13 protein-coding genes are annotated in these 24,280 nt (G+C 73.2%); 3 read left to right on the plus strand and 10 right to left on the minus strand.

Annotated features, from left to right (window positions below; all coding sequences use genetic code 11):
* Positions 1-54 precede the first annotated feature (54 nt).
* A complete protein-coding gene (locus AB0424_RS18930) occupies positions 55-3,102 on the plus strand; it encodes a BTAD domain-containing putative transcriptional regulator (protein ID WP_366306794.1) in 3,048 nt (1,015 codons plus the stop codon).
* 87 nt (positions 3,103-3,189) lie between these two features.
* On the opposite strand, the gene AB0424_RS18935 is transcribed toward AB0424_RS18930, so the two are convergent.
* The 3 genes from AB0424_RS18935 to AB0424_RS18945 form a co-directional block, all read right to left on the minus strand.
* The gene (locus AB0424_RS18935) at positions 3,190-3,594 is read right to left on the minus strand and encodes a hypothetical protein (protein WP_366306796.1); all 405 of its coding nucleotides are present in this window, start codon (positions 3,592-3,594) and stop codon (positions 3,190-3,192) included.
* A 171-nt stretch (positions 3,595-3,765) separates the two neighbouring features.
* Positions 3,766-4,197, minus strand: a complete 432-nt coding sequence (locus tag AB0424_RS18940; RefSeq protein WP_366306798.1) for a hypothetical protein — start codon at positions 4,195-4,197, stop codon at positions 3,766-3,768.
* A 23-nt stretch (positions 4,198-4,220) separates the two neighbouring features.
* Positions 4,221-7,814 carry a BTAD domain-containing putative transcriptional regulator gene (locus AB0424_RS18945; RefSeq protein ID WP_366306799.1) on the minus strand — a complete coding sequence of 1,198 codons (3,594 nt, stop codon included), beginning with the start codon at positions 7,812-7,814 and terminating at the stop codon, positions 4,221-4,223.
* A 141-nt stretch (positions 7,815-7,955) separates the two neighbouring features.
* Here AB0424_RS18945 and AB0424_RS18950 point away from each other — a divergent pair, with 141 nt between their 5' ends.
* Positions 7,956-9,242: an alkene reductase gene (locus AB0424_RS18950; protein ID WP_366306800.1), complete on the plus strand. Its 1,287-nt coding sequence runs from the start codon at positions 7,956-7,958 to the stop codon at positions 9,240-9,242.
* Here AB0424_RS18950 and AB0424_RS18955 read toward each other — a convergent pair.
* From AB0424_RS18955 to AB0424_RS18975, 5 genes are all read right to left on the minus strand, one after another.
* On the minus strand, positions 9,235-10,680 hold the full coding sequence (locus AB0424_RS18955) for a TerD family protein (protein ID WP_366306801.1): 1,446 nt from the start codon (positions 10,678-10,680) through the stop codon (positions 9,235-9,237). The genes AB0424_RS18950 and AB0424_RS18955 overlap by 8 nt on opposite strands.
* Positions 10,681-10,860: 180 nt before the next feature.
* Complete coding sequence (locus AB0424_RS18960; RefSeq protein ID WP_366306802.1) at positions 10,861-12,258, minus strand: APC family permease; 1,398 nt, start codon at positions 12,256-12,258, stop codon at positions 10,861-10,863.
* A 329-nt stretch (positions 12,259-12,587) separates the two neighbouring features.
* Positions 12,588-13,751, minus strand: coding sequence for an oxygenase MpaB family protein (locus AB0424_RS18965; RefSeq protein WP_366306804.1), 1,164 nt, complete (start codon positions 13,749-13,751; stop codon positions 12,588-12,590).
* Positions 13,752-13,772: 21 nt separating this feature from the next.
* Positions 13,773-14,825: a polyprenyl synthetase family protein gene (locus AB0424_RS18970; RefSeq protein WP_366306806.1), complete on the minus strand. Its 1,053-nt coding sequence runs from the start codon at positions 14,823-14,825 to the stop codon at positions 13,773-13,775.
* The gene (locus AB0424_RS18975) at positions 14,818-15,096 is read right to left on the minus strand and encodes a polyprenyl synthetase (protein WP_366306808.1); all 279 of its coding nucleotides are present in this window, start codon (positions 15,094-15,096) and stop codon (positions 14,818-14,820) included. The genes AB0424_RS18970 and AB0424_RS18975 overlap by 8 nt, the downstream gene beginning before the upstream one ends.
* A gap of 277 nt (positions 15,097-15,373) precedes the next feature.
* Between AB0424_RS18975 and AB0424_RS18980 the strand changes: the two genes are divergently transcribed.
* Positions 15,374-16,252 carry a serine protease gene (locus tag AB0424_RS18980; RefSeq protein ID WP_366306809.1) on the plus strand — a complete coding sequence of 293 codons (879 nt, stop codon included), beginning with the start codon at positions 15,374-15,376 and terminating at the stop codon, positions 16,250-16,252.
* Between the two features lie 155 nt (positions 16,253-16,407).
* Here AB0424_RS18980 and AB0424_RS18985 read toward each other — a convergent pair whose 3' ends face one another.
* Positions 16,408-20,697: a discoidin domain-containing protein gene (locus AB0424_RS18985; RefSeq protein ID WP_366306811.1), complete on the minus strand. Its 4,290-nt coding sequence runs from the start codon at positions 20,695-20,697 to the stop codon at positions 16,408-16,410.
* Positions 20,698-20,833: 136 nt separating this feature from the next.
* Entirely contained in the window at positions 20,834-24,214 is a 3,381-nt protein-coding gene (locus AB0424_RS18990; RefSeq protein WP_366306813.1) for a CARDB domain-containing protein, read from the minus strand.
* Positions 24,215-24,280: the final 66 nt, after the last annotated feature.

Genomic DNA, 24,280 nt, shown 5'->3' on the forward strand with positions numbered 1-24,280 from the left:
GCATTCACCGGCGCCGTCGGCGTGGACGAGTGACCTGGGGGGGGTGCTTGGGCGATGACCGTTGCCGAGGCGCGATCGCTGCGTTTCAACGTGCTGGGTCCCTTGGAGGGATGGGCGGACGGTTCACGGCTGCGGCTGGGGGGACTGATCCAGGAACGGGTGCTCGGGACGCTGCTCCTGGAGCCCGGACGGGTGCTGACGATCGGCCGCCTCGTGGAGTCGGCCTGGGCCGAGGACCCGCCGGCGACCGCTTCCCATCAGGTGCGCAAAGCGGTCGCCGACCTCCGGCGGCGCATCCCCTCGGGCAGCGACGTCATCGTCACGGACGGCCCCGGTTACCGGGTGGTACTGGGCTCGGAACAGCTCGACTTGACGGAGTTCGGCTCCTTGGTGCGGGCCGCGCGGGACGCACCCGCGGAGGGCCGCGCGATCGACGCGGTCGAGGCGCTGCGCCGGGCGCTCGGCCTGTGGCGCGGACCGATCCTCTCGGGAGCGGGCGGCCCGGTGATCGAGGCGGCGGCCACCGCCTTCGAGGAGCGCCGCCTCGCGGCGGCCGAGCAGCTCTTCGAACTGCGGCTCGGTCTGGGAGAGTCCGCCGAGCTCGTCGTCGACCTCCGGGACCTGGTGCAGGCCCATCCGCTCCACGAGTCGCTGCGCGCCCAGCTGATGCTGGCCCTCTACCGCTCGGGACGCCAGGCCGAGGCGCTGGAGGAGTACAGCCGGGTACGCGAACTCCTGGTGGAGGAGCTCGGGGTCGACCCGGGACCGCGTCTGACCAAGGTGTACGAGGGGATCCTGCGCGACAGCCCGGAGCTGGCGGCCCCCGTTCCCCCGGCCGACGCGGCCCCGCTCCCCCGCCCGGCCCCGGCCGCCCCCGAGGCCCCGTGCACCCTGCCGTACGACCTGGCGGACTTCACCGGACGCGGCGACGAACTGCAGGAACTCCTGGACTCCGCGGGCCGGGATTACGCGCGTCACTCGCGCATCGTGGCCCTGGACGGCATGGGCGGCAGCGGGAAGACCTCCCTCGCGGTGCACGCGGCGCACACCCTGGCCGGCGACTTCCCCGACGGCCAGCTCTACATCGACCTGCGCGGATACACCCCGGGCGAGCAGCCGGTGACCGCGAGCGGGGCGCTCGACAGCCTGCTCCGCGCGCTCGGTGTGCCGGGCGCGCGCATCCCCGAGGACGCCGCGGGGCGCACGGCCCTGTGGCGGTCGACCGTCGCGGGGAAGCGGCTGCTGCTCCTCCTCGACAACGCGGCCGACGCGGACGGCGTCCGGCCGCTGCTGCCGACCTCGCCCGGCTGCCTGGTGCTGGTCACCAGCCGGGCCCGGCTGGTGGACCTCGACTCGGCGCAGTGGATATCGATCGACGTGATGTCGCCGCCGGAGTGCGCGGCGCTGATCGCGGAGACCCTGGGCGAGCGGCGGTACGCGGCGGAGCCCGAGGCGGCCGCCGAACTGGCCCGGCTCTGCGGGCACCTGCCGCTGGCCCTGCGCATCGCCACGGCGCGGCTGCGCAACCGGCCCCGGTGGACGCTGCGGTACCTGGCCGACCGGCTGCGCGACGAGACGCGACGGCTCGACGAGCTGAGTTCGGGCCAGCGCAGCGTCGCCGCCACCCTCCGACTGTCGTACCAGGCCCTGCCGCAGGACTGCCGGACCGCGTTCCGCAGCCTGGCGCTGCACCCCGGCGGCGACCTCGACGTGCACGCGGCCGCCGCGCTCCTCGACACGGACCCGATGGACGCCGAGGACATCCTCGAACTCCTGCTGGACGTGCATCTGCTCCAGCAGCCGGAGATCGGTCTCTACACCTTCCACGACCTGGTCCGCAGCTTCGCGCAGAGCCTGCGGGCTCCGTCGACCGACGGCGACGACGCCGCGTCCACGCGCAGGCTGCTCGACTACTACCTGGCGGCGACGGAGTCGGCCTGCCAGGTGATGTTCCCGGGCAGGCGCCGCATCCCGACCGAGGTGGCGGAGGTGGAGGACACCGAGGCGTGGGCGTCCCGGCTGCCCTGGTTCGCGGACAGCGGGCAGGCCGAGCAGTGGTTCGCACGTGAACAGGGGTCGCTGCTCGGGGCGGTCGGTCTGGCCGACCGCGCCGGACACGACCGGCACACGGTGTTCCTGACCCGCAACCTCGCCTTCCAGCTGAGCGCGCGCGGGCAGCTGGAGGAGTTCCGCTCGATGGGCCTCGTGGCAGTGGCCGCCGCGCGCCGCCTCGGCGAACTGCCGCTGCTCGGCGTCAGCCTGTCCAACCTGGGCGTCGCCTGCTGGAAGCTGGGACGCTTCGCCGAGGGCATCGAGGTCGCCACGGAGGGCCGGGACGTCGCCGAACGCCTCGGCGACGTGCAGACGCTGGCCCACAGCGAGAGCGCCCTCGGCCAGCTCAACAGTCTGCTGGGCCGGTTCCCGCAGGCGCTGTCCCATCTGGAGAAGTCCATCGCGCACCAGCGGGAACTGGGCGCGAGCCGGGCCGAGGCCGAGAGCCTCACCCTCCTCAGCACGCTCTACGAGCAGTGGGGCCGGCACGAGGAGGCCGCGTCGGCGGCCCGTCGCGCCATCGGTCTCTGCGACGAACTCGGCCAGCACGAGAACAAGTTGGTCGCCCTCACCGACCTGGCCTTCGCCCACGCCTGCCTCGGCGACGACGAGGCCGCGGACGCCTGCCTCAACCGGGCGCGCGAGCTGTGCACCGAGAGCAGCGACCCGGGCCAGGTGGCGCTCGCCCTCGCCCTCTTAGCGGAGGTGACCCAGAGACTCGGGCGGCCCGAGCAGGCCACGCATTACGCGGATCGCGCCATCGAAACCATCGGGCCAAACGTTTCTCTACTCCGCCGAGCCAAGGTCGAGAACACGGTCGGCCGTTATTTGTTCAAACGCAAGGAGTACGCGGCGGCCCTCGGCCTCCACCAGCGGGCCCACGAGGTGGCCCACTCCCTGGACTTCCGGATCGAGGTCGCGTACGCCCTCTCCGGTATGGCCCGCGCCCAGGCGGCGCTCGGCCTCGCCGAGGACGCGGCCCGCAACGAGCACTCCGCCGAGGAGCTCTTCGACCAGATGGGCGTCCCCGCGGACCGCCGACGCAGCTGACGCCGCCCCGCATACGACGGTGCCCCGCTCCGAGTCCCGGAAGGACCTGGAGCGGGGCACCGTCGTATGTGCCGGGAGGGGAGGGGATCAGACGGCGAGGACGGTGACCCCGTTCTTGCCGATGACGGTCGGGCCCTGGTCGTCGGTCGCCACGGCCTGGACGACACCGCCCTTGCCGATGATCGTCGGACCCTGGTCATCCGTGGCACCCGCCTGGACGACGCCGCCCTTGCCGATGATCGTCGGACCCTGGTCATCCGTGACGCCGGCCTGGACGACACCGCCCTTGCCGATGACCGTCGGACCCTGGTCATCCGTGGCACCCGCCTGAACGACACCGCCCTTGCCGATGACCGTCGGGCCCTGGTCGTCGGCCACCACGCGGACGCCGGCCGGCTGGATCTGCGCCTGTCCCGCCTCGACCGTGGCCCCCAGGCCGAAGGCGAGGGCGGCGGCGACGATCCCGACGAGTCCGGCCGACTTGCGTCCCATGGCGTATCCCCTTTGCGTGGTTTCTGCGGTTTCTGCTTCCCGACACCACGTACTTTCCGGGGACCCGTTCCCGGACCGTTCCCGACCCGATACCGCCCTGCGGGACGGCACGGGAACGCACCCGGGAACGCCTGGTCAGCCCGGGTGGGGACGCCTTCTCCGCAGCCGATGTCAGCCCGTCGCGGACCTCCTCTCGCGGGCGAACACCGTCGCTCCGGGGCCGAGACGGCAGCTGACCACCCGCGGACCCCGCTCGGTGAGGACCACGGTGGTGCTGACGCGCCCCGATCCGACGTCGGCGAGGTCGAGCAGCGCGCGGACGGTGGCACGCAGGGTGGCGACCTCGTCCTCGTCGGGTGCGCCGGGGTCGGACGCCGCCGGGCCGGGGCCTCTCCGGACGCTGATGTCCACCACCGTGTGCATGCTGTTGTCGCTCACGGTCTCGACACGGAACTCAGGCCCGTCCCAGGGCTCGTCCACCTCCGTGTACGGCGCCGGCCGCCCCGGCAGGTCGTGCTCGACCGACCGTTCGATGGCGGACAGCTCCTGAAGGATGTGCCGTAGCCCCTCGGCCACGTCGACACGGTCCGGGGGATGCTTCATCGAAAGACTCCTCCTGCAGAGAACTACTCCTGCAGGGTCGGACCCGCCGATCCCGTTTCCCTCCCGCTCCGGTCCCGCCCGGCGGCCGCGCGGACCGCCTCCGCGGGGGACAGGGCGGCGCCCTCGCGGAAGGCGGCCGCGTAGAGGGGCTCGCCGAGGCCCGTACGGGCCGCGCGGGCGATGCGGTCCACGTCGGCTCGCTCTCCCCCGGGAAGCGGCGCTCCGGCGTCCCTCCGGGCGGTGTCCGCGGCACCGAGGAGGAGCGCGGCGCGGGTCAGGGCGGTGGTGCCGCCGGCCGCCGCGGCGGCGCCGGCGCTCCCCTCGAAGGAGAGCGCGAGGGCGCGCGGGTCGGCCAGCCGCCGGGCGAGGGCGAGTCCGGTCGCCTGGTACGCGGCGGCGCGCTCGGCCAGGCCGCGCAGTTCGGCGGCGAAGCCCAGTTCCACCTGGATCAGGTGCCTCCCCGCGGCCGACGACGGGTACGCGTCGCGCATCGTCCGCAGATGACGCTCGGCGGCGTCGAGGTCGCCCGAGCGACGTGCACCGAGCGCGAGGCCCATGAGGGCGAACACCTCGCCGAACATGTGGCCCTGCTCGGCCGCCTCGCGCCGGGCCCGCTCGTGCAGCACCCGGGCCCGCTCCCACTCCCCCGCGAGCAGCGCGAGCCGTCCCAGGCCGGCGAGGCGCGCGGACACCTCGGCCGGCAGCCCCAGCTCCTCGGCCAGTCGCAGCCCCTCGCTCTGGCGCTCGGTGGCGGCGGCGTAGTCGCCCTCGATCTCGGCGAGCGCGGCGAGCACCGGCACGGTCTGCAACTCACCCCAGGAATCGCCGAGTTCCGCGAACGCCCGGGCTGCGGCCGCGGCGTCGTCGCGGGCCGCCGCCAGATCACCGGCGGCGAACGCCGTCTGCGCGCGCAGCGAGCGCGCGGCGGCGACGCCCCACGGGTCGGCGGCCGTGGTGAACGCCCTGAGGGCACGGGCGTTGACCCTCATGGCCGCCTCGGGGTCGCCCGCGTGGTGCAGGCCGTGGGCGAACATCCACAGCGCGCGAGCACGGTGCAGTCCGCCGGGGAGGTCCGCCCCGCCCGCCTCCGGCGCACTCGCCTCCGGCCCACTCGCCTCGGGCGTCCCCACCTCGGACACCTCTGCCCCGGACACCTCTGCCCCGGTACGGTCCGCCTCCGGCACCCGGCCGCCCGTCAGCATGGCGAACGCCCCGTGCAGGAGCCGGAGTTCGCCGGCGTCCTCGGCCGGAACGGCGGCCAGCGTCTCGGCGAGCCGGCGTCGCCCCTCGTGCAGCCGGCCCCGCAGCAGCCACCAGGGGCTCAGGGCGGTGGCCAGTGCCACCGCCTCCCGCGGATCGCCTCCGCCCAGGGCGTGGTCGAGTGCGGCGCGGAGCTCGGCGGACTCGGCGTCGAGCCGGGCGAGCCACACCCGTTGTCCGGCTCCGCGCAGCAGGGGTTCGGCGTGCTCGGCCAAGGCCCGGTGGTGGCGGACGTGCCGGGCCGCGGTGGTGTCCCCTTCCCGCGCCTCGTGGAGCCGGTCCCGGGCGTAGGCGGCGACCGACTCGAGGAGCCGGTAGCGCGGACCGCGGGCGGTCGGGACCGCCACCACGAGCGAGCGGTCGACCAGGCGTCCCACCAGGTCGAGCACGTCCTCACGGGCGATGCCGTCGCCCGCGCACACCGCCTCCGCCGCCTCCGGCGCGCAGCCGCCCGCCGAGACGGACATGCGGCGCAGCACGGCCCGCTCCGACGGGTCGAGCAGGTCCCAGCTCCAGTCGATGACCGCGCGCAGGGTCTGCTGCCGGGCCGGCAGCCCGCGCTGCCCCGAGGCGAGCAGCCGGAACCGGTCGCCCAGACGCGCGGCCAGTTCCCGGACGCCCAGCGCCCGCACCCGGGTCGCTGCCAGTTCCAGGGCGAGGGGCAGGCAGTCGAGACGGCGGCAGATGTCGGCGACGGCGTCCTGCTCGCTCCCGTCCGCGCCCCCGTTCCCGTACGCGTCCCCGGCCACATCCCCCCTCCCGTACGCGTCCCCGCGGTCGTTCCCGTGCTCGTACGCGCCGAAGGACCCGGACCCGGATCCGGCGTCGACGCCCTCGGTGCTCCCGGTGATCCCGGGAGCGAAGCCGGGTGCGGCAGCCGCCGCCCGCTCGACGAAGAGACGTGCGGCGGCGTCCGGGGCAAGGGGGTCGACGGCGTACACGTACTCGCCCGGCAGGCGGAGGGACTCGCGGCTCGTGACGAGGACGCGCACCCCCGGCGCGCGGGACAGCAGGGACGCGACCAGGTCGGCGGCGGCTTCGATCACGTGCTCGCAGTTGTCGAGGACGAGCAGGAGCCGGCGGTCCCGGACCGCGGCGAGCAGCACCTCGGTCGGGCCGCCCGCACTCCGCGCCGACGAGGCCGCGTCACGGACTCCGAGCGCCCCGGCCACCGCCTGGACGACGTCGGCGGTGCCGGGAGTCCCCGCGGCGCCGGATCCCGCCGGTATTCCCGGTGGCACGCCGGGCAGACCGCCGAGCTCGACGAACCACACCCCGTCGGGCACCCGGCCGTCCGGATCGCCGGAGACCCGTTCGGCCACGGCGAGGGCCAGCCGGGTCTTGCCCACCCCGCCCGGCCCGGTCAGCGTGACCAGCCGCTCGCTCCCGGCGAGCCGGCCGACCTCCTCCACCGCGGGCCCGCGCCCGACCAGGACCGTCGGAGGCACGGGGAGGTACGGAGGACGGGCGGCGAAGGCGTGCGGGGCCGCCGCATCCGGCCGCGCCGAGGCGACCGGGCCGCAGGCGGGGTCGGAAGCGTCGGTCGCACCGATACCGCGATCAGGCTCCGGGTCCGTCGGGATCCGCCCGGCGGCAGCGGCACCGCCGGCCCCGGGGGAAGGCGTCAGCCCGGGGTCGTGCCGCAGGATCGCCGCGTACAGGGCGGCCAGTTCGGGGCTCGGGTCGAGGCCCAGCTCGTCGGCGAGCAGGGTGCGCAGCTCCGTGTACGCGGCGATCGCCTCGCTCTGCCGCCCGGCGGCGTACAGGGCACGCATCCGCACGGCGCGCAGCCGTTCGCGCAGCGGGTGGTCCGCGACGAGCGAGGCCGTCTCGCCGAGCAGCGCCGGATCGCCGAACTCCATCCGTGCCTCGGCCTGTTCCTCGACGACCGCGAGCCGCTCCTCGGCCAGCCGACCCGCCTCCGGGCGTACGAACTCCGCGTCGGCGAAGTCGGCGTACGCGGGGCCGCGCCACAACTCCAGGGCCTCGGTGAGGAGGAGCGCCCGTGCGCGCGGCCCGGGGAGCAGCCGGGCCCGCGCCGCGAGCGCCCGGAACTCCCCGGCGTCGACCTCCGTGGGGCCGCCGTCGAGGCGCAGCCGGTATCCGGCGGGCAGGTGGGCGACGCGGTCGCGGCCGATGGCCCTGCGGAGCTGGGAGACCTTGGCCTGGAGGGCGTTGGCGGGGTTGCCGGGTACGGCGTCCCCCCAGATGTCGTCCACCAGCCGGTCCACCGGGACGGGACGGCCCTCGTGGGCGAGGAGGACGGCGAGGAGTGTCCGGACCTTGGTCTCGGGCACCCGTACCGGCGCGCCCTCGGCGTCCCACACGACCAGCGGACCGAGCACCCCGAACCTCATGCCGGGAACCCTACACACCCGTGATCATCCGCTTCGGGACGGACCGTCAGCGGACCGTCAGCGATCCCGAAGCGGCCTGCGCGACCTTGGGTTCCGCGGGGCCGACGGCCCCGACGGGAACACGGACGAGGGAGTACGGCCATGAGCACGATCACGAGCGGCACGGTGGCGCCGGAGCGGGAGACGAAGGCACCGGCGGGGCCGACCGAGCCGGCGGACCGGGGCACGGAGGCGACCGCGGGCGCGATCGCGGTGACGGAACCGGGCGCGGTGACGGAACCGGGCGCGGCAGTGGACGCGGCCTCGCCGACGGGACCGGGCGCGGCCCCGACGGGCTCGTCCCCCGCCGTCTCACCGCTGTTCCGGCCCGCCCGACTGGGTGCGCTGCGGCTGCCCAACCGGCTGGTCATGGCGCCGATGACGCGCAACCGCGCCGGTGCGACGGGGGTGCCGGAACCGATCATGGCCACGTACTACGCACAGCGCGCCACGGCCGGGCTGATCATCGCGGAGGCCACGACGCCCAACGCGGTGGGCGCCACGTACCCCGACATCCCGGCGATGTACGACGATTCCCACGTGGCCGGGTGGCGGCGGGTCACCTCGGCCGTGCGGGAGGCCGGGGGACGGATGTTCCTCCAGCTGCAGCACGGCGGCCGGGTCGGTCACCCGGAGACGACGGGGCTCCACCCGCTGGCGCCCTCGCCGGTGCCGCTGCCCGGCACGGTGTTCACCCCGTCCGGGCACCGGGAGGCCGTGGTGCCACGGGAGATGACGGCCGACCAGATCGACGCGACCGTCGCCGACTTCGCCGCGGCGGCCCGGCGGGCGATCGACGCCGGGTTCGCGGGGGTCGAGGTGCACGCCGCCAACGGCTACCTCCTGCACCAGTTCCTGTCCGGCGCCACCAACCGGCGCACCGACGGATACGGGGGTCCGGTCGCCCACCGCATCCGCTTCACCGTCGAGGTCGTCCGCGCGGTCGTCGAGGCGATCGGGCCGGAGCGGGTCGGGGTGCGGATCGCCCCCGGTGTCACGGCCAACGGCATGACGGAGGACGACGTCGAGGAGGTGTACCCGGCGCTCCTGGAAGCCCTGCGCGACCTCGGGCTGGCCTATCTGCACGTGGTGTTCGCCGATCCCGACCGGCCGCTGTTCGGCACGCTCCGCGCGGCCTGGCCGGGCACGCTCGTGGCGAACCCGGCCCTCCCCTGGCCCGGCCCCCTGCCCGCCGACGGCGGGCGCGCCGCCGGCGAGCGCCTGCTCGCGGCGGGTGCCGACCTGATCGCGCTCGGCCGCTCGTTCCTGGCCAACCCCGACCTGGTCGCCCGGATGAGGGCCGGGGCGGCCCTCAATCCGATCCGCGACGCCCATCTGATGTACGTCGGGGGCGAGACCGGCTACACGGACTACCCGGCCCTCAGCTGAGGCGGCCGCGGCGGCTCGGCGGCTGCACCCTCTTCAGGTGCGCCCGCCAGGAGCCGTCCGCGCTCTCGAACTGGACGACGAGCGGCCCCTCGGGCAGCGGAACGGTCTCGCGGCGCTTGCCGATCTCGTTCACCACGTTGTCGTCGTCGGGCAGGGCGGTGTGGTCGTCGTGGCCGTGGAGCTCGAAGACGTTGACGATCAGGTTGTCGTCCCCGCGGTACTGGATGGCGAGGTCGGCCACGCCGCCGGTGTGCAGGAGCACGTCGGGCCCGCGGAACTGCGTCTCCACCTCCGTCAGCCGGAAGGCCGACGCCAGCGGAGACACCTCGATCCGCCAGGGGCCCTCCGCCTCCAGCTTCAGCCGCAGGGTCCCGTTCCTGGGCACGGTGACGAGCACCCGGCCACGGAAGTCGTCCTCGGTGCTGTTGACCAGGTAGTCCTGCTCCTTGTTGCGCCGGTTCAGGGTGGCCAACCCCGTGTACCCGTCTCCCTCGACGTCGAGCTGGACGATCACCGGCCCGGGCGGCAGCCCGTCCACGGTGATCACGTCGTTGTCCCGTCCCGTCTGCGTGTACGGGGCGAAGACGGGGCCGTACGTCCACGGCTCGGGTGCGCCGGGGACGGCGAAGGGCGTGGGAGCGGGAGCGGGAGTGGCGGGGGCGACCGGTGCCACGGGCGGCGGCGCCTTGGAGACCTGTGAGGGCGCGAAGGAGGGCGGGGCGAATCCGGGAGGAGCGAAGGCCGGAGGACCCGCGGGCGGCGGGGCGAAGGCCGGCGGCGCGGAGGCCGGAGGGCCGGCGGCGGGACCCGGCGCCGGAGGTGCGAAGCCCGGAGGCGGCGGCGCGGGCGCGAAGCCCTGGGCGGGCGGCGGCGCGGGTACGGGCGGGGCCGGGGTCCGGGCGGGCGGCGGGACGTGGCTCCGGGCGGCGGGCGGGGTGTCGTCCCGTGCGCGCGAGGCGTCGGCGACGTCCACGCCGTGGTCGGTGGCCAGGCCGGCGAGGCCGTTCCCGTACCCCTGGCCGACGGCACGGAACTTCCAGCCGCCCGCGCGCCGGTACAGCTCGGCCAGCACCATCGCCGTCTCCTCGGCGGCGTCCGTCACGTCGTACCGCACGACGGGGGTGCCGTCGGGGGCGAACGCCTCGACGGCCGGGCCGACGACGTCCCGCAGGGTGCCGCGGTCGGTGGACCCGACGACGAGGACGCGGGTGATCTGCTGCTCGACCTCGGGCAGGCCGACGTCGAGCCAGGACGTACCGCCGCCCTGGGTCAGCCGCACCGCGCCCGACGGATGGACGGGAGCGCCGTGGAAGACCACGTCGCCGTCGCCGCGGACCACTCCGTGCTCGGTGAGCAGCAGGGCCATCGCGTCCAGTCCGCCGTGCACGGCGATCCTCAGCGGGACGGACGGCACGAACCCGTTGCCGCCCTTGGTCATCGCCTCCACGGTGTACCGCCCTTTCCCCTCAAGTCCCCACCCTCGTCGGTCACCGGACGATCTTGCAGCGGCCCGCCGCCCGGGGACAAGCCCCCACGGCCGGGGCGTGCGGCGGGGACGACGGCGAGGGCCGGGGCGGCGGAGGCCGCCCCGGCCCTGGAGGTGTCGGGGAGAGCGGGGTCAGACCTGCTCGTCCTCGGGGATGCTGACCAGCCAGCGGGTGTCCTTGCGGGGCCGCAGGTACAGGGCCCAGTAGAGGGTGGCGACCGCGGTGATGCCGCCGGTCCACAGCAGGTACTCGGTCTCCTGCATGGACAGGACGTATGCCAGGACGCCGATGAGCAGCACCGGCACGGCCGGCCAGAGCGGCATGCGCCAGGCCGCGACCTCGCGGTGGGCGCCCCGGCGGCTGAACAGCGCCGCCACCGCGACCAGCAGGTACATGCCGGTGACGGAGACGCCGGTGACGCCGTACAGGGTGTCGAGGTTGACGAAGCAGAGGGCCGCGCCGGGGACGCCGACGAGGAGGGTGGCGACCCAGGGGGAGCCGAAGCGGCCGAGCCGGGACAGGGCGTTGCTGACGGGCTCGGGCCACGCCTTGTCGCGGGCGGAGGCGAAGAGGACGCGGGAGTTCTGGATGACCATGACGATGCCGGCGTTGACGATGGCCAGGGCGACGCAGAGGCTGATGAAGGTGCCGACGGCGGAGTTGGACCAGGCGGCGATCATGCCGCTGATGTCGCCGCCGGTCAGGGTCTCCAGGTCGCCGGCGCCGAGGGTGATGGCGACGACGGGCACGAGGATCACGACGGTGGAGATGGCCAGGGTGGCGAGCACGGTGCGGGCCACGCTCTTGCGGGGGTTCTCCAGCTCCTCGGAGAGGTAGACGGCCGTGGAGAAGCCCTGCGTGATGAAGAGGGCGATGGCGAGTCCGGAGACCACCATGGCGCCGGTGACCAGCGAGTGGGTGCCGCCCTCTCCGGCGACCTGGCCGTGGACGAGCGCGCCGACGCCGCGCTCGGAGTGGGCGAAGCCGAGGACCGCGACGATGCCCGCCGCGACGACCTCCAGGACGAGGAAGACGCCGGTGATCCACGCGTTGGCCCGCAGGTCGAGGAGGCCCGCGAGGGTCGCGAGGAGCATCACTCCGGCGCCGGCGAGCGGGGCCGGGATGTGGACCAGCGGCGCGAGGTAGTCGGCGGTCCCCATCGCGATCACCGGCGGCACGATCATCACCACCAGCAGCGACAGGACGAAGACCAGCCAGCCGGCCAGCCGGCCCGCGAGGGTGGAGACGATGGCGTACTCGCCGCCCGCGCTCGGGATCAGGGTGCCCAGCTCGGAGTAGCAGAACGCCACGCCGATACAGAGGAGCGAGCCGATGGCGATGGTCAGCGCGGCGTAGGTGCCGACGCCCCCGAACAGGTCCGGTACGACCACGAACAGGGTGGAGGCGGGCGTGACGCACGAGAGCGTGAGCAGTGTGCCGCCCACGACACCGATGGAACGCTTGAGCTTCTGCGGCACGGGGCCGGTCTGCGGGGCCAACGCGTGCGGCGCGCTGAGGGTGTCGGTCATCAGACGGTTCCGATCGGTACGAGCAGTGTGTTCCGAGCGGGAGCTGTATCGCCTCCGAGGCGGCCGGTATCAGGTGGTCCTTCGCTCCCAGGCGGAATGGAAGCGTGGGCGGAACCGCAGGTCAATGCCCGCACGGCTGCGGAATTCGTCGTTCCGATGCCCCTCGGCGGGCCCGAAGGGCGTCAGGAACGCGACAAGACCGCGAAAACACTCTGTGCGGGAACCGCAGCCCGCCGACGAGGAATTTTCCGTCGCTTTACCGCCTGTCCGGCTGCCGGACCCCCACGGCCTCGTCGCGGCCGCACGGGGCCCGGCCGCAGGACCTCGGGTCAGGAGGGGACAGTGGCGGGCGGCGGCGCCCAGCGGCGGGCGCGGGACGGGCCGGACGGGACGCCGTAGTCCTTCCTCAGGTGTTCGGGGATGGCGTAGTGCATGACGCGCCCGCGGGTGAGGGAGGACAGTTCCAGGACGGTGGCGAGGTGGCCGAGCCGGTCCAGGGCCCAGGCGCCGAGCGGGGAGCGGTCCTCGACGGTCTCCAGGACGCCGAGCAGGTGCGGGACGGCCTTGACGAGGGTGTCCCAGCGGGTGCGGGGCACGTCGAGCCAGTCGGCGCAGGTGTCGCCGACGAGATGGCGGATGAGGGCCGAGACGACCGGGTCGAAGAGGGTGCCGGGCACGACCTCCTCGTACAGGTCGATCAGTTGGCGGGTCAGGTGGACGCCCTCCGGGGAGGGCCCCATGTGGCGGACCATGTACAGGTCGAGGAAGCGGCGGGACTCGTCGAGGGTCTTGGGCACGGCCTCCTGGTCGACGCCGAGCATGGCGCCGACGACGCGCCAGGCGTAGGCGTACGCCTCCGCCCCCTCCGTCGACATGTGGATGCCGAGCCGGTGCAGGCTGTCGAGGACCAGCATCGAGAAGAACATCTGCCCGCCGATCATGTCCTCCTGGCAGATCGGCACCCCCAGGGACCCGATGTCCCAGCGGTCCTCGCGCTCCAGGTGGTGGCGGATGGAGGCGTGCAGCAGGCGGACCTTCTGGGCGGCGGGGATGAAGCGGCTGCCGGCCTCGAAGGCGTCGGGCTGCATGAGGTGGACGGTGAACTGGCCGGTCTCCGCCATGCGCTGGGAGGGGTACGCCAGTCCGTGCGTCGCCGACAGCAGCCTCGCCACGTGCGGCACGACGTAGCAGGCGGGCATGGCGGCGAAGGAGAGGGCGGTGGAGATGTGCACGTTGTTGTCGACGAAGAACAGCCGGGCCCTCTCCATCTCGCCCCAGTCCACCCAGGACGGCGGGGCGGAGGTGGCCTCCAGGTACGCCCGGGCGACGTCGGGAAGCCCGTCGGGCAGCGGGGAGCCGGCGGTGGAGACGTACCGCATGAGGGTGTTGAAGGTGCCCACCTCGCCGCGCTCGAAGAGGGTGGCGACGGTGGCGTCGGCGAGCTCGTCGCCGGTCTGCCGCAGGGCGTCCATCGACGCCTCGGTGTGGATCACGGGAACTCCTGGGTCGGTGCGTCAGTGCCGGCGGACCGCCGCCGCGTGCGCCAGGGCGGTCAGCGCGGCGGCGGGGGCGGGGGGCAGGTTCAGGTCGTCGAGCGCGCGCAGGGCCTCGTCGACCCGGGCGGTGATCATGGCCTCGACGCGTTCGGGCGCCTCGACGCGCCGCATCACCTCGCGCACGGCCCCGGGCGCGTGCCCGTCCGGGTCGGGGCGGCCGAGGAGGTCGGTCAGCCGCGCGCGCTCCGCCGGGCCGGCGAGCCGCCAGGTCTCCGCGAGCAGGGCGGTCGGCCGGCGGCCGCGGATGTCGTCGGCGCCCGCCTTGCCGGTGGTCGCCTCGTCGCCGAACAGGCCGAGCAGGTCGTCCCTCAGCTGGAACGCCTCGCCCAGCGGCAGCCCGTAGGCGGAGTACCCGTCGCGCAGCCGGGGGCCGGCGCCGGCGAGGGCGCCGCCGATGAGCAGCGGCTGCTCGACGGTGTACTTCGCGGTCTTGTAGCGGATCACCTTGAGGGAGGTGGCCGTGGAGGGGGCGGCTCCGGTGTGCAGGATCTCCAGGCACTCCCCCGCGACGAGGTCCCGGGCGAGCGCCGCCCAGTGGGCTCGTGCCCGGCCGAGGTAGGCGGCCGGCAGACCGCTGGTGACGAACAGCTGCCCGGCGAGCGACATCAGCAGGTCGCCGACGAGCATCGCCAGCGCGCGGGCGCCCGCCGCGGGGGCCGGGTGGTGTTCCACCGCGCCGCGCAGGGCCGTGTGCGCGGTGGGCCGGCCGTGCCGCAGGGGGCTGTCGTCGATCAGGTCGTCGTGCACGACCGCGGCGGCGTGCACCATCTCCATGGACGCCGCCGCCCGCAGCAGCGCCTCGCTGTCCGGCTGGCCCGCCGCGCGCCAGCCCCAGTAGCAGAACGCGGCCCGGAGGCGCTTGCCGTCGGCGACGGCTCCCTCCAGCTGTGCGGCGACCGGGCCCAGCGCCGGGTCGACCGCGGCGAGGAGGTCGGCCTCCTCGGCCACGTAGCGCCGCAGCACCTCGTCGACGCGCGTCTTGAACGCCGTCGCCTCCCCGTGCTCAGCCACCGTCGGCGGCCCGCCGGGCGATCGCGTGCCGCGCGAGGACCTCCAGGTGGGCCGGGGGCGGGGCCGCGTACCGGTCGAGGACGAGCCGTCCGCGCGCCGCCAGTTCCCGCTCGGCGTCCGAGGCCACCTCGGCCGCGTCCGATCGCCGCAGCACGCCCCGGACGAGTCCGATGCCCGTGCCCAGGGTGCTCACGGCCAGGTCCGCGAGACCCGCCGCGAGGAGGACCGCCCGCTCCTGCGGTGTTCCGCGGGATTCCGTCTCTCGTGTCACGCCGGCTCCCCACCCGCGGCCGTGACCGGCCGCGGTGTCGATGACAGTCCCTCCAGCCTCGTGCCGGTCCGGTGGCCGGACCGGCGGAACTCACCAACGAGTGATCGGTCCGATGGAGCGTACGAGGGCGAAGGGGTGCGCGTCCGCGTGCCCGGCGCGAGGCCGGAGGGACGGGCCCGCGGCGGAGGCCGTCTTGTCAGCGGGGTGACCTCTCCTGAGAATGCACATGACAACCGGAGGATTTCCGGTTGCACGGTCCTCGGAGGGGAACCCCCACATGAAGAAGCCTCTCGCCGGCGCCCTGCTCGCCCTGTTCCTGACAGGTGCGGCGGCGACCCCGGCAGCTGCCGCCTCCCTGCCCCCGGAAGCGGTCGCGAAGGCCCCCGCCCCCACGGCCCCCGCACCGCGGGCCCGGGCCGCCGTCGCCGTCGACTTCGCGGGAACGGTCGCGCTCAGCAACTGTTCCGGCTCCCTCGTCCGCGCACCCGGCTCGCTCCCGAGCGACCCGGCGCTCGTCCTCTCCAACGGCCACTGCCTGGAGTCCGGGTTCCCGGCTGCGGGCCAGGTCATCAAGGACAAGGCGTCCACCCGCTCGTTCTCGCTGCTCAACTCGGCCGGCACCAAGGTCGCGACCCTGCGGGCGAGCAAGATCGCGTACGCCACCATGACCGACACCGACATGTCGGTCTACCAGGTGACCAAGACGTACGCGCAGATCCAGAGCCAGTACGGCATCGCCGCACTGACCCTCAACGACGCCCGTCCGGTGCAGGGTTCGTCGATCAAGGTGGTGTCCGGCTACTGGAAGCGGATCTACAGCTGCAACGTCGACGGCTTCGCCTACCGTCTCAAGGAGGGCGAGTGGACCTGGAAGGACTCGGTCCGCTACACCTCGTCGTGCAACACGATCGGCGGCACCTCCGGCTCCCCGGTGATCGACACCACCACCGGCCGGGTCGTCGCCGTCAACAACACCGGTAACGAGAGCGGCGGGAGCTGCACCCTCAACAACCCCTGCGAGGTCGACCAGAACGGCGCCGTGACGGTCCGCCAGGGCATCAACTACGCCCAGCAGACCTACACCTTCGTTCCCTGCATAGGCCCCGGCAGCGTCATCGACCTCAACCGCGCCGGCTGCCTCGTCCCCAAGCCGTGACCCCCGCCCACCGGCCGCCACCCGCACGGCGGCCGGTGGGACCCGCCACGGGGCGTCGGCCGTCGTCGACGCCGAGGGGCGGCACGGGAACGGGCCGGCGCCCACCGCTGGTGAGCGGTGGGCGCCGGCGTTCTCGCGGGTGGGTGGTGACCCGGTCAGCAGGGGTTGATGTTGATCTTGAAATTGGTGGTGTTGCGGATGTTCTCGGCGTTGTCCTGCATGCGCAGGCAGTTGAAGGTGACCTCGCCGACGGCCGGGCCCTGACCGGGCTCGGGCATCTCGTTCGCCCAGAGGCCGATGCCGGACCGGGCGTCCCAGGCGTCGCCGCTCCGCTTCGCGCCCGTGATGGAGACGTCGGTGAAGACCGTGTCCTTCACGGGGTTCTCGGGCTGCGAACCGGTGTACTTCGTCTGGAACATGATGCCGCTGTAGGTCGGGTCCACGATGTCCACGTGGTTGACGCGGATGCCCTGGAAGACCTTCGAGGCGGAGAAGATCCAGATGCCGGGGAAGGACTGGTTGCCCCAGAAGTGGCCGCCCGCCCGGACGATCGAGATGTTCTCGAAGTTCGTCGGGATGGTCCCGAACCCGTTCATCGGGTAGCCGAAGTCCAGCGAGGAGATCGTGATGCCCGAGTAGACGAGGGTGTCGGCGATGTGGATGTTGCGGAAGGTGTTGTTGTAGCCGCCGTACACCGCGACGCCCGCGGCCCGCCAGGTGAGGGTCGTGCTCAGGTTCTCGTAGACGTTGTTCTTCATGTCGGCGCCGCCCGCGTCGATCGCCGAGAACAGCGCGAAGCTGTCGTCACCGGTCGCCCGTGCGTCGTTGTTGGTCACCAGGTTGTCCGTGGAGCCGTTGGTCATGTTGATGCCGTCGGCGAACATGTTCCGGATCCGCGAGTTCTTGATGGTCACCCGGTCGGTGTTGGCGCCCCAGTAGAGGCAGACCATGTGCTCGTTCCAGATGTCGTCGATGACGACGTCCGCCACGTTCGCGAAGTCGAAGACCTTGCCCGGTCCGTCGATGCGGGTGACGTAGTTGCCGAAGTAGGCGAAGCCCTTGAAGAGCGAGCCGTTCGCCGTGCCCTCGGCCCGGAAGCCGATGTCGGTGTTGTCCTGCGTGGTCGGAGCGTGGAACTTCGTGTACCACGGCCCGGCGCCGACGACCTTGACCGCCTTGCCGTACACCTGGAACTTGCTGGAGGTCTGGTAGTCGCCCGGCGGCAGGTAGACGCCGACGAGCTTGCCGGTGGTGTCCATGCGGACCTTGTCGAGCGCGTTCTGCACGTCCTGGTGGCCGAAGCCGGCCGGGACGGTGTACGTGGCCGGGTCCGGGTTGGCGACCGGCGCGACCTGCTCCAGGCTCACGAAGTCGATCGCGTACCGCGCCGCGGAGTTAGCCGCGTCCTTCTGGAGCCGGATCCGGCTGCCCGCGGGGATGGTCTCCCCGAACATCAGGTTCGCCTCGTCGTAGATGTGCCGCGGGGCGCCGGAGCCCGGGTCGTTGCCCGGTCCCGCCTCGGCGCCGTACAGCCACGCGTACTTCGAGGTGAGCGGCAGGGCCTTCTTGAACACCCCGTCGACGTAGACGTTGATCGTGGAGTCGGTGCCGCCGCCGCCCGGGGCGTCGGGGAGGGAGAAGCGGGTGACCAGGGTGTTGGTGGAGGCCCGGGTGGTGAACTCGACGTACTCACCGGTCGCGTCCAGGTTGACGGCCTTGCGGCCGGACGCCTCGCCCGCGATGTCGCCGATGGTCCGGTTGGGTCCGACGACGGTGGCGCCGCCGCCGGCCGTGCCGTCCTCCGCCTCGTACGTCGTGTACGGCATGTTCGCGCCGCGTCCGACGAAGAGCGGCTGGCTGCTCGCGTTGTTCCCGCGCTTCACCGGCAGCTCGTTGGCGTCGGCGGCGAGGGTCGTCCTGACGGTGTACGAGCCGTTCACCGCGGTCCACGTGCCCAGGCTGACCTGCGCCGACGCACCGGGAGCCAGCGCACCGGAGTGGACGCCGCTCAGCGTCCTGACGACGCCGCCCTGGGAGTTGACCAGTTCCAGCGTGACGCCGTGGTCGCCGCCCGCGGCCGCCAAGGACCCCTGGTTGCGCACCGCGACCTTGAAGGTGACGGCGTCACCGGCGGCCGGGCTGGAGGGCGTCGTCGACACCGACCCGACCACGAGGTCGGAACTGGCCACCGGCTTGACCACGAGCGCGGTGGGCCGGGTGTAGGCGTTGTTGGTCTCGTTCTGCTCCAGGACCTGGTTCGCCTCGTCGGCGACCGCGCCGAGCTCGTAGGAGCCGGCGTCGCGGACGCCCACGGAGACCGCGACGGTGGCCTGCTCGCCCGCGGCCAGGGCCGGCACCTGTCCGGTCGCGACCTTGGTGCCGCCGAGCCGGACCGCCACCGTGCTCGCCGCGGCCGGAGCCGCGCCGTCGTTGCGGACGACGGCCGAGACGGTGATCTCGTCGTCCTCCTCGGGCGCCGCGGGCGTGGTGGTCAGGGAGGCGACCACGAGGTCCGGGTTGGGCGCCGGGACGCCGATGGCCTGGAACTCGGCGATCTGGCCCGCCGGGGCTCCGGAGTTCGCGGTGAACCGCAGCTGCACGTCGGCCAGCCGCGCGGTGAGCGGGATGGTGACGCTGTTGCCGCTCGCCGGGTCGAAGGAGTAGCTCTTGGCCGCGACCTTGCCGGTGAAGCCGGTGGCGCTCTGCTCCCGGCCGAGGACCTCGATGGTCTGGTTCCGGGCCTGCCACGCCTGGGCCGGGTCGAGCTTCAGCACGAGCCGGTCGAGGTCGGCGTTGGCGCCGAGCTTGAGGGTGAGCGTCTGGGGGTAGCTGCCGCCCCCGCCCTCCCAGTAGGTGGCGGTGCTGTTGTCGTTGGCGTTGGCCGCCGTGAAGCTTCCGGTCGTCGAGGACGCCTCGACGGCCTTGCCGACCGCGAGGTTGGAGCCGGTGCCGCCGCTGCCGGTGCGGGTGACGCTGTTGGAGGCCACGGAGGTGTTGCCCGCCGCGTCCTTGGCCACCACGTGGTAGGTGACCGTGCTGCTCACCGGCTGGGAGTCGGTGTAGGTGGTGACGTTGCCCGCGACGCTGCCGCGCAGGACGTTGTTCGCGTAGACGTCGTAGGCGGTGACGCCCACGTTGTCGGTCGACGCCGTCCACACCAGCTTGACCTGGCCGCTCGCCGGCTCGGTGAGCCCGAGGTTCGCCGGGGCCGTGGGCGCCTGGGAGTCGCCGGCCTCGCCGACGCGGGTGACGGTGTTGCTGTCGCCGGACTGGTTGCCGGCGGCGTCCCTGGCCCGCACGCGGTAGGAGACGGTCTGGTTCGCCGGCCGGGTGTCGGTGAAGGTCGTGACGTCGCCGGCGACGGTGGTGAGCAGGACGTTGTTGGCGTAGACGTCGTAGGCGGTGACGCCCACGTTGTCGGACGCGGCCCCCCAGGTCAGCTTGACCTGGCCGGTGGTGGGCTGGGTGTACGCCAGGTTCGCGGGGGCGGTCGGCGCCTGGGTGTCGCCCGTGGCGGGGCCGTAGACCTCCAGCTCGGAGAGCTGGGCGGCCGGCTGCACGGTGTTCGCGGTCACCAGGACGCGGACGTAGCGGGTGGTCGTGCTGTCCAGGGTGATCGTCGCGGTGTTGTCGTTGCCCGCGTTGAAGGCGTACGCCTGGGAGGCCGAGAGGTCGGTGAAGTCGGTGCCGTTGGCGCTGCCCTGGATCTTCAGGGTCTGGCTGCGGGCGCCCCAGCCGGCCGGCAGCTTCAGGACGACGCGGTTGACGGCGACGGTGGCGCCGAGGTCGGCCTGGAGCCACTGGGGCAGCGCGTTGTTGGCGCTCTCCCAGTAGGTGGCCCGGTTGCCGTCGTTGCCGTTGGGCGCGGCGTACACCTCGGTGTGGCTGCTGGCCGTCAGGGTCTTGCCGGCGGCGAGGTTCGCGGAGGACCCCTCGGCCGCGTGCACCTCCAGCTCGGAGAGCTGCGCCGCCTGCCAGCCGGTGTTCGCGGTGATCTCGACGCGGACGAACCGGGTCTGGGTGGCCGGGAAGGAGACGGTGACCGTGTTCGCGGCGCCGGGGCTGAAGGTGTAGACGGCCGATGCCTTCAGGGTGGAGAAGCTCGTGCCGTCGGTGCTGCCCTGGACGGACAGGGTCTGGTTGCGGCTCTCCCAGCCGGCGGGCAGCTTCAGCACCACCTCGTCCACCCGGGTGGCGGTGCCGAGGTCGGCCTGGACCCACTGGGGAAGGGCGGATCCGGCGCTCTCCCAGTACGTGCCCTGGTTGCCGTCGGTGACGCCGGCGGCGGAGAAGCCGCCTTGGGCGCTGCTGGCCGACGCGCTGTCGCCGAGCGCGATGTTCGGTCCGCCCGCCGCGTGGGCGGAGATCAGCGGGCCGCCCAGTGCGAGCAGGCTCGTCGCGATCGCGGCGCTCAGGCACCGTGATCGCCAGGAGGGGGTTCTCATCGTTCCTCGCTTCTCGGTCTCGCGCCCGTGGGCGCGCGGGGGCGCGCCCGACGGGCGCGAGACGCGGTTCGTTGATGCGGGGGGGTGAGCGGGGCGGCCGCCTGCGGACGTGGGCCGCCCCGCCGTGGTCGGGGCGTCAGCCCTGGTTGAGGACGAACTGCGTGCCGGGCTGGGAGCAGACGTCGCCCTTGGCCGAGTTCGTGATGGTGACGCCGGTCAGCGTGGCGCTGCCGCGCGCGCCGCTCATCGCGAGGATGCCGCAGCCGTTGAGCGACTTGTCGATGCGGACGTTCGACACCTTGACGTTCGGCATCGCGCCGCCGCCGGTCTTGAACTGGATGCCGTCGTAGGTCGACTCGTGGATGTCGGTGTCCCGGATGGTGACGCCGGGGATGTCCGGGCCCTGGGCGAAGAGGGTGATGGCGCCGAACTCCTGGTCCTCGTTCCAGAAGGCGCCACCGGTGCGGTAGAGCGCGTTGTTGGCGATGAGGGTCTGCCCGGAGAAGGGGATGGGGTCGTGGTCGGTCGCGAGCATGATCCCCGGGTAGTTCATGGTGTCCGAGACCACGTTGTTCTCGATGGTGTTGCCGTAACCGCCGTAGACCGCGATGCCGTTGGCTCGCCAGGGGAGCTGCACGGTGTTGTTGCGGAAGTGGTTGTCGTGGCCGACGTCCACCGAGGTGTCCTTGACGTACTTGTTGGCCCAGACCGCGAGGGCGTCGTCACCGGTGTTGCGGAAGGAGGAGTTGTAGACGGTCGAGTTGCGGGTGCCGTTGGAGAAGTTGACGCCGTCGGCATAGGTGTTGCGGATCCGCATGCCGCTGAACTCCAGGCCGTCGCCCGGTCCCCACAGCTCGGGGATGTTGGAGTAGTCGCGGCCGACCCAGGCGGCGACGTTGGCGTGCTCGATCCAGACGTTGCTGATCTTCGTGTTCTTGCCGAAGCGGCCGTTGAGGCCGACGCCGCCCTCGGCGTTGCCGTCGCCGCCCCGGATGGTGCCGGAGCCGAAGATGGCGATGTCCGAGATCTTGGTGTTGTCGTCGATGTCGAAGCCGAAGTTGCCCTCGTGCGGGTGGTTGATCCCGTTGGCCAGGTGGGGCGGGGTCAGCGTGTACAGCTGCGAGTGCCACATGCCGGCGCCGCGGATGGTGACGTCACGGATGCCGACCTGGTTGTGGGTGCCGCGGTTCAGCGGGTCGTCGGTGAGGATCTTCTGTTCCTGTCGCCACTGTCCGGCCGGGATCCAGACGCAGGGGATCTCGCCCTTCTGGTCGGCGGTGACGGCGCGCTGGATGGCGTCGGTGTCGTCGATGCCGTCGTTGGGCACGGCGCCGTAGGCGGTGATCGACGCGCACTCGGCGGGCTTGGCGGCGGCCGGGGCGACCTGCTCCAGGTCGATCAGGTCGACGATGTAGAAGGCGGCGGTGTCGCCCGCGTCCCGCTGGAGGCGGAACTTGGTGCCGGCCGGGTAGGACTGGGTGAGCAGCGCGTTGGACTCGTCGAAGAGGCGTCGCGCGTCGCCGCCGGGGGTGTTGGTCAGACCCTCCGGCTGGTCCGTCGTGCCGTACAGCCAGCTGTGCTTGGACGAGAGGGTGAGCTTCCGCACGAACTGGCCGTTCGCGTAGAGGCTGAGGGTCGCCTCCTGTCCGCCGCCGCCCGGGGCGTCGGGGATCGAGTTGCGCACCACGATCGAGTTGGCGGCGTTGACCGAGGTGACCTCCACGTAGTCGCCGGTGGCGTTCAGGCGCACCGACTCGCGCCCCGAGGACTCGGTGGCGAAGTTCGTGTGACCGAACGGGCGGGTGGAGTCCGTGAAGAGGAGGGCGCCGCGGTAGTTCGCGTCCTCGGCCTCGTACTCGGTGTACGGGACCGCCGCGCCCCGCCCGACGACCAGCGAGCGGCCGAAGACGTTGTTGCCCTCGTTCGTCTCGGCGACCTTACCGGTGGCGTCGGCCGTCGCGGTCAGCGTGACGCCGCCGTCGGTGGCGGTCCAGGTGCCGCTGACGGCCACGTCGGCGGTGTCGCCCGCGGCGATGGCCGGGGTCGTGCCGTCGAGGGTGGTGGTGCCGACGGTCAGCCGGGTGACGGAGCCGGCCGCCACGGCGGAGGTGCCGCGGTTCTTGACGGCGACCGTGAAGGAGACGGGGGCGCCGACGGCGGGCGTGCCCGGGTTGGGAGTGATGCCGGTGACCGTGAGGTCCGGGCCGGGGGTCTGGGCGACGTTCAATTTGGTGGTCGCGGTCCGGCTGTTGTTGCTGTTGTCGAGCTCCGGCACGGTGTCGGTCGGGTCGACGGCGGCGGAGATCGTGTACGAACCCATGGGGCGCTTGCCGATGGGGACGTCGACGGTCGCCGACGCTCCGGCGGCGAGCGCGGGGACCGCGCCGGAGCCGGCGACGGTTCCCTCGGCGCTGACGTTGACCGTCGTGGCCGGGGCCGCGGCGGTGCCGGCGTTGCGGACGGTGACCTTGGCGGTCACGTCGTCGGCCTCGGACGGGGTGGCCGGGGTCCAGGTGAGGTCGTTCAGGACGAGGTCGGGGGCGGGCGCGGCCTTGCCGAGCACCTGGATCTCCGCGACCTGGGCGCCGGGTGCCCCGCTGTTGGAGAAGCCGGTGAGCCGCAGGTCGGAGACGCGTCCGGACACCGGGATGGTGATGGTGTTCTGGCCGGCGGAGGGGGTGAAGGCGTAGTCGGCGCGCGCCTTCAGCGTGGTGAAGCCGGAGGCCGCCGACGCACGGCCGAGGACCTCGAACGCCTGGGTGCGCGGGCCCCAGGCGGGGTCGGGGTTGAGCTTGACGACGACGGCCTCGACGTCGGCGTCGCTGCCGAGCTTGACGGTGAGGCTCGCGGGGAAGCCCGCCGACTCCCAGTAGGTGCCGGTGTTGTCGTCGTTGGCCTGGGCGGCCGTGTAGTTCTGGGTCGTGGAGGTCGCCTCGATGGGCTTGTTCTTCGCCAGGTTCGTACCGGTGACCGGGGGCGGATCACCGGGGTCGCCGCCGCCGGCGGTGTCGCCGTACACCTCCACCTCGGAGAGCTGGGCGGCGTTCCATCCCGTGTTGGACGCCACCTGGACGCGGACGAACCGGGCGGTGGCGGCCGGGAGTTCGATGTTCACCGTGTTCGCGGTGGACGGGTTGAACGCGCGTGCCTGGCCGGCGACGAGGGTGCTGAACGAGCTGCCGTCGGCGCTGCCCAGGACGGCGAGGGACTCGCTGCGCGTCTCCCAGCCGGTGGGCAGTTTCAGTGCGAGGCGGTCGAGATCGACCTGGGTGCCGAGGTCGACCTGCACCCACTGGGGGAAGGATCCCGACGGGCCTTCCCAGTAGGACTGCTGGCTTCCGTCGGTGACGTTCGAGGCCGGGTAGGCGCCGTGGGCGCCGCCGGCCGTCGCCGCTCTGCCGAGCGCGAGGTTGGTCTCGCCCGCCGCCTGTGCGGGGACGGGGAGCAGTCCGACGGATATCAGACCCGCTGTCAGCAGGCCGACCCCCAACCGCCTGCTCGGATGTGTGCCTCTCATGGTGACCTCTCCGCGATGCGGGCGCGGCTCATGGCCTGCCTCCGCCCGGGGGCACCCCTCGCCGAA

It is taken from the genome of Streptomyces sp. NPDC051180 (assembly GCF_040689545.1).
GTDB lineage: Bacteria > Actinomycetota > Actinomycetes > Streptomycetales > Streptomycetaceae > Streptomyces.

Coding starts and splice junctions, on each gene's coding strand:
- AB0424_RS18930 (WP_366306794.1), top strand. CDS start 55: ATGACCGTTGCCGAGGCGCGATCGCTGCGTTTCAACGTGCTGGGTCCC.
- AB0424_RS18935 (WP_366306796.1), bottom strand. CDS start 3,594: ATGGGACGCAAGTCGGCCGGACTCGTCGGGATCGTCGCCGCCGCCCTC.
- AB0424_RS18940 (WP_366306798.1), bottom strand. CDS start 4,197: ATGAAGCATCCCCCGGACCGTGTCGACGTGGCCGAGGGGCTACGGCAC.
- AB0424_RS18945 (WP_366306799.1), bottom strand. CDS start 7,814: ATGAGGTTCGGGGTGCTCGGTCCGCTGGTCGTGTGGGACGCCGAGGGC.
- AB0424_RS18950 (WP_366306800.1), top strand. CDS start 7,956: ATGAGCACGATCACGAGCGGCACGGTGGCGCCGGAGCGGGAGACGAAG.
- AB0424_RS18955 (WP_366306801.1), bottom strand. CDS start 10,680: ATGACCAAGGGCGGCAACGGGTTCGTGCCGTCCGTCCCGCTGAGGATC.
- AB0424_RS18960 (WP_366306802.1), bottom strand. CDS start 12,258: ATGACCGACACCCTCAGCGCGCCGCACGCGTTGGCCCCGCAGACCGGC.
- AB0424_RS18980 (WP_366306809.1), top strand. CDS start 15,374: ATGAAGAAGCCTCTCGCCGGCGCCCTGCTCGCCCTGTTCCTGACAGGT.
- AB0424_RS18985 (WP_366306811.1), bottom strand. CDS start 20,697: ATGAGAACCCCCTCCTGGCGATCACGGTGCCTGAGCGCCGCGATCGCG.
- AB0424_RS18990 (WP_366306813.1), bottom strand. CDS start 24,214: ATGAGAGGCACACATCCGAGCAGGCGGTTGGGGGTCGGCCTGCTGACA.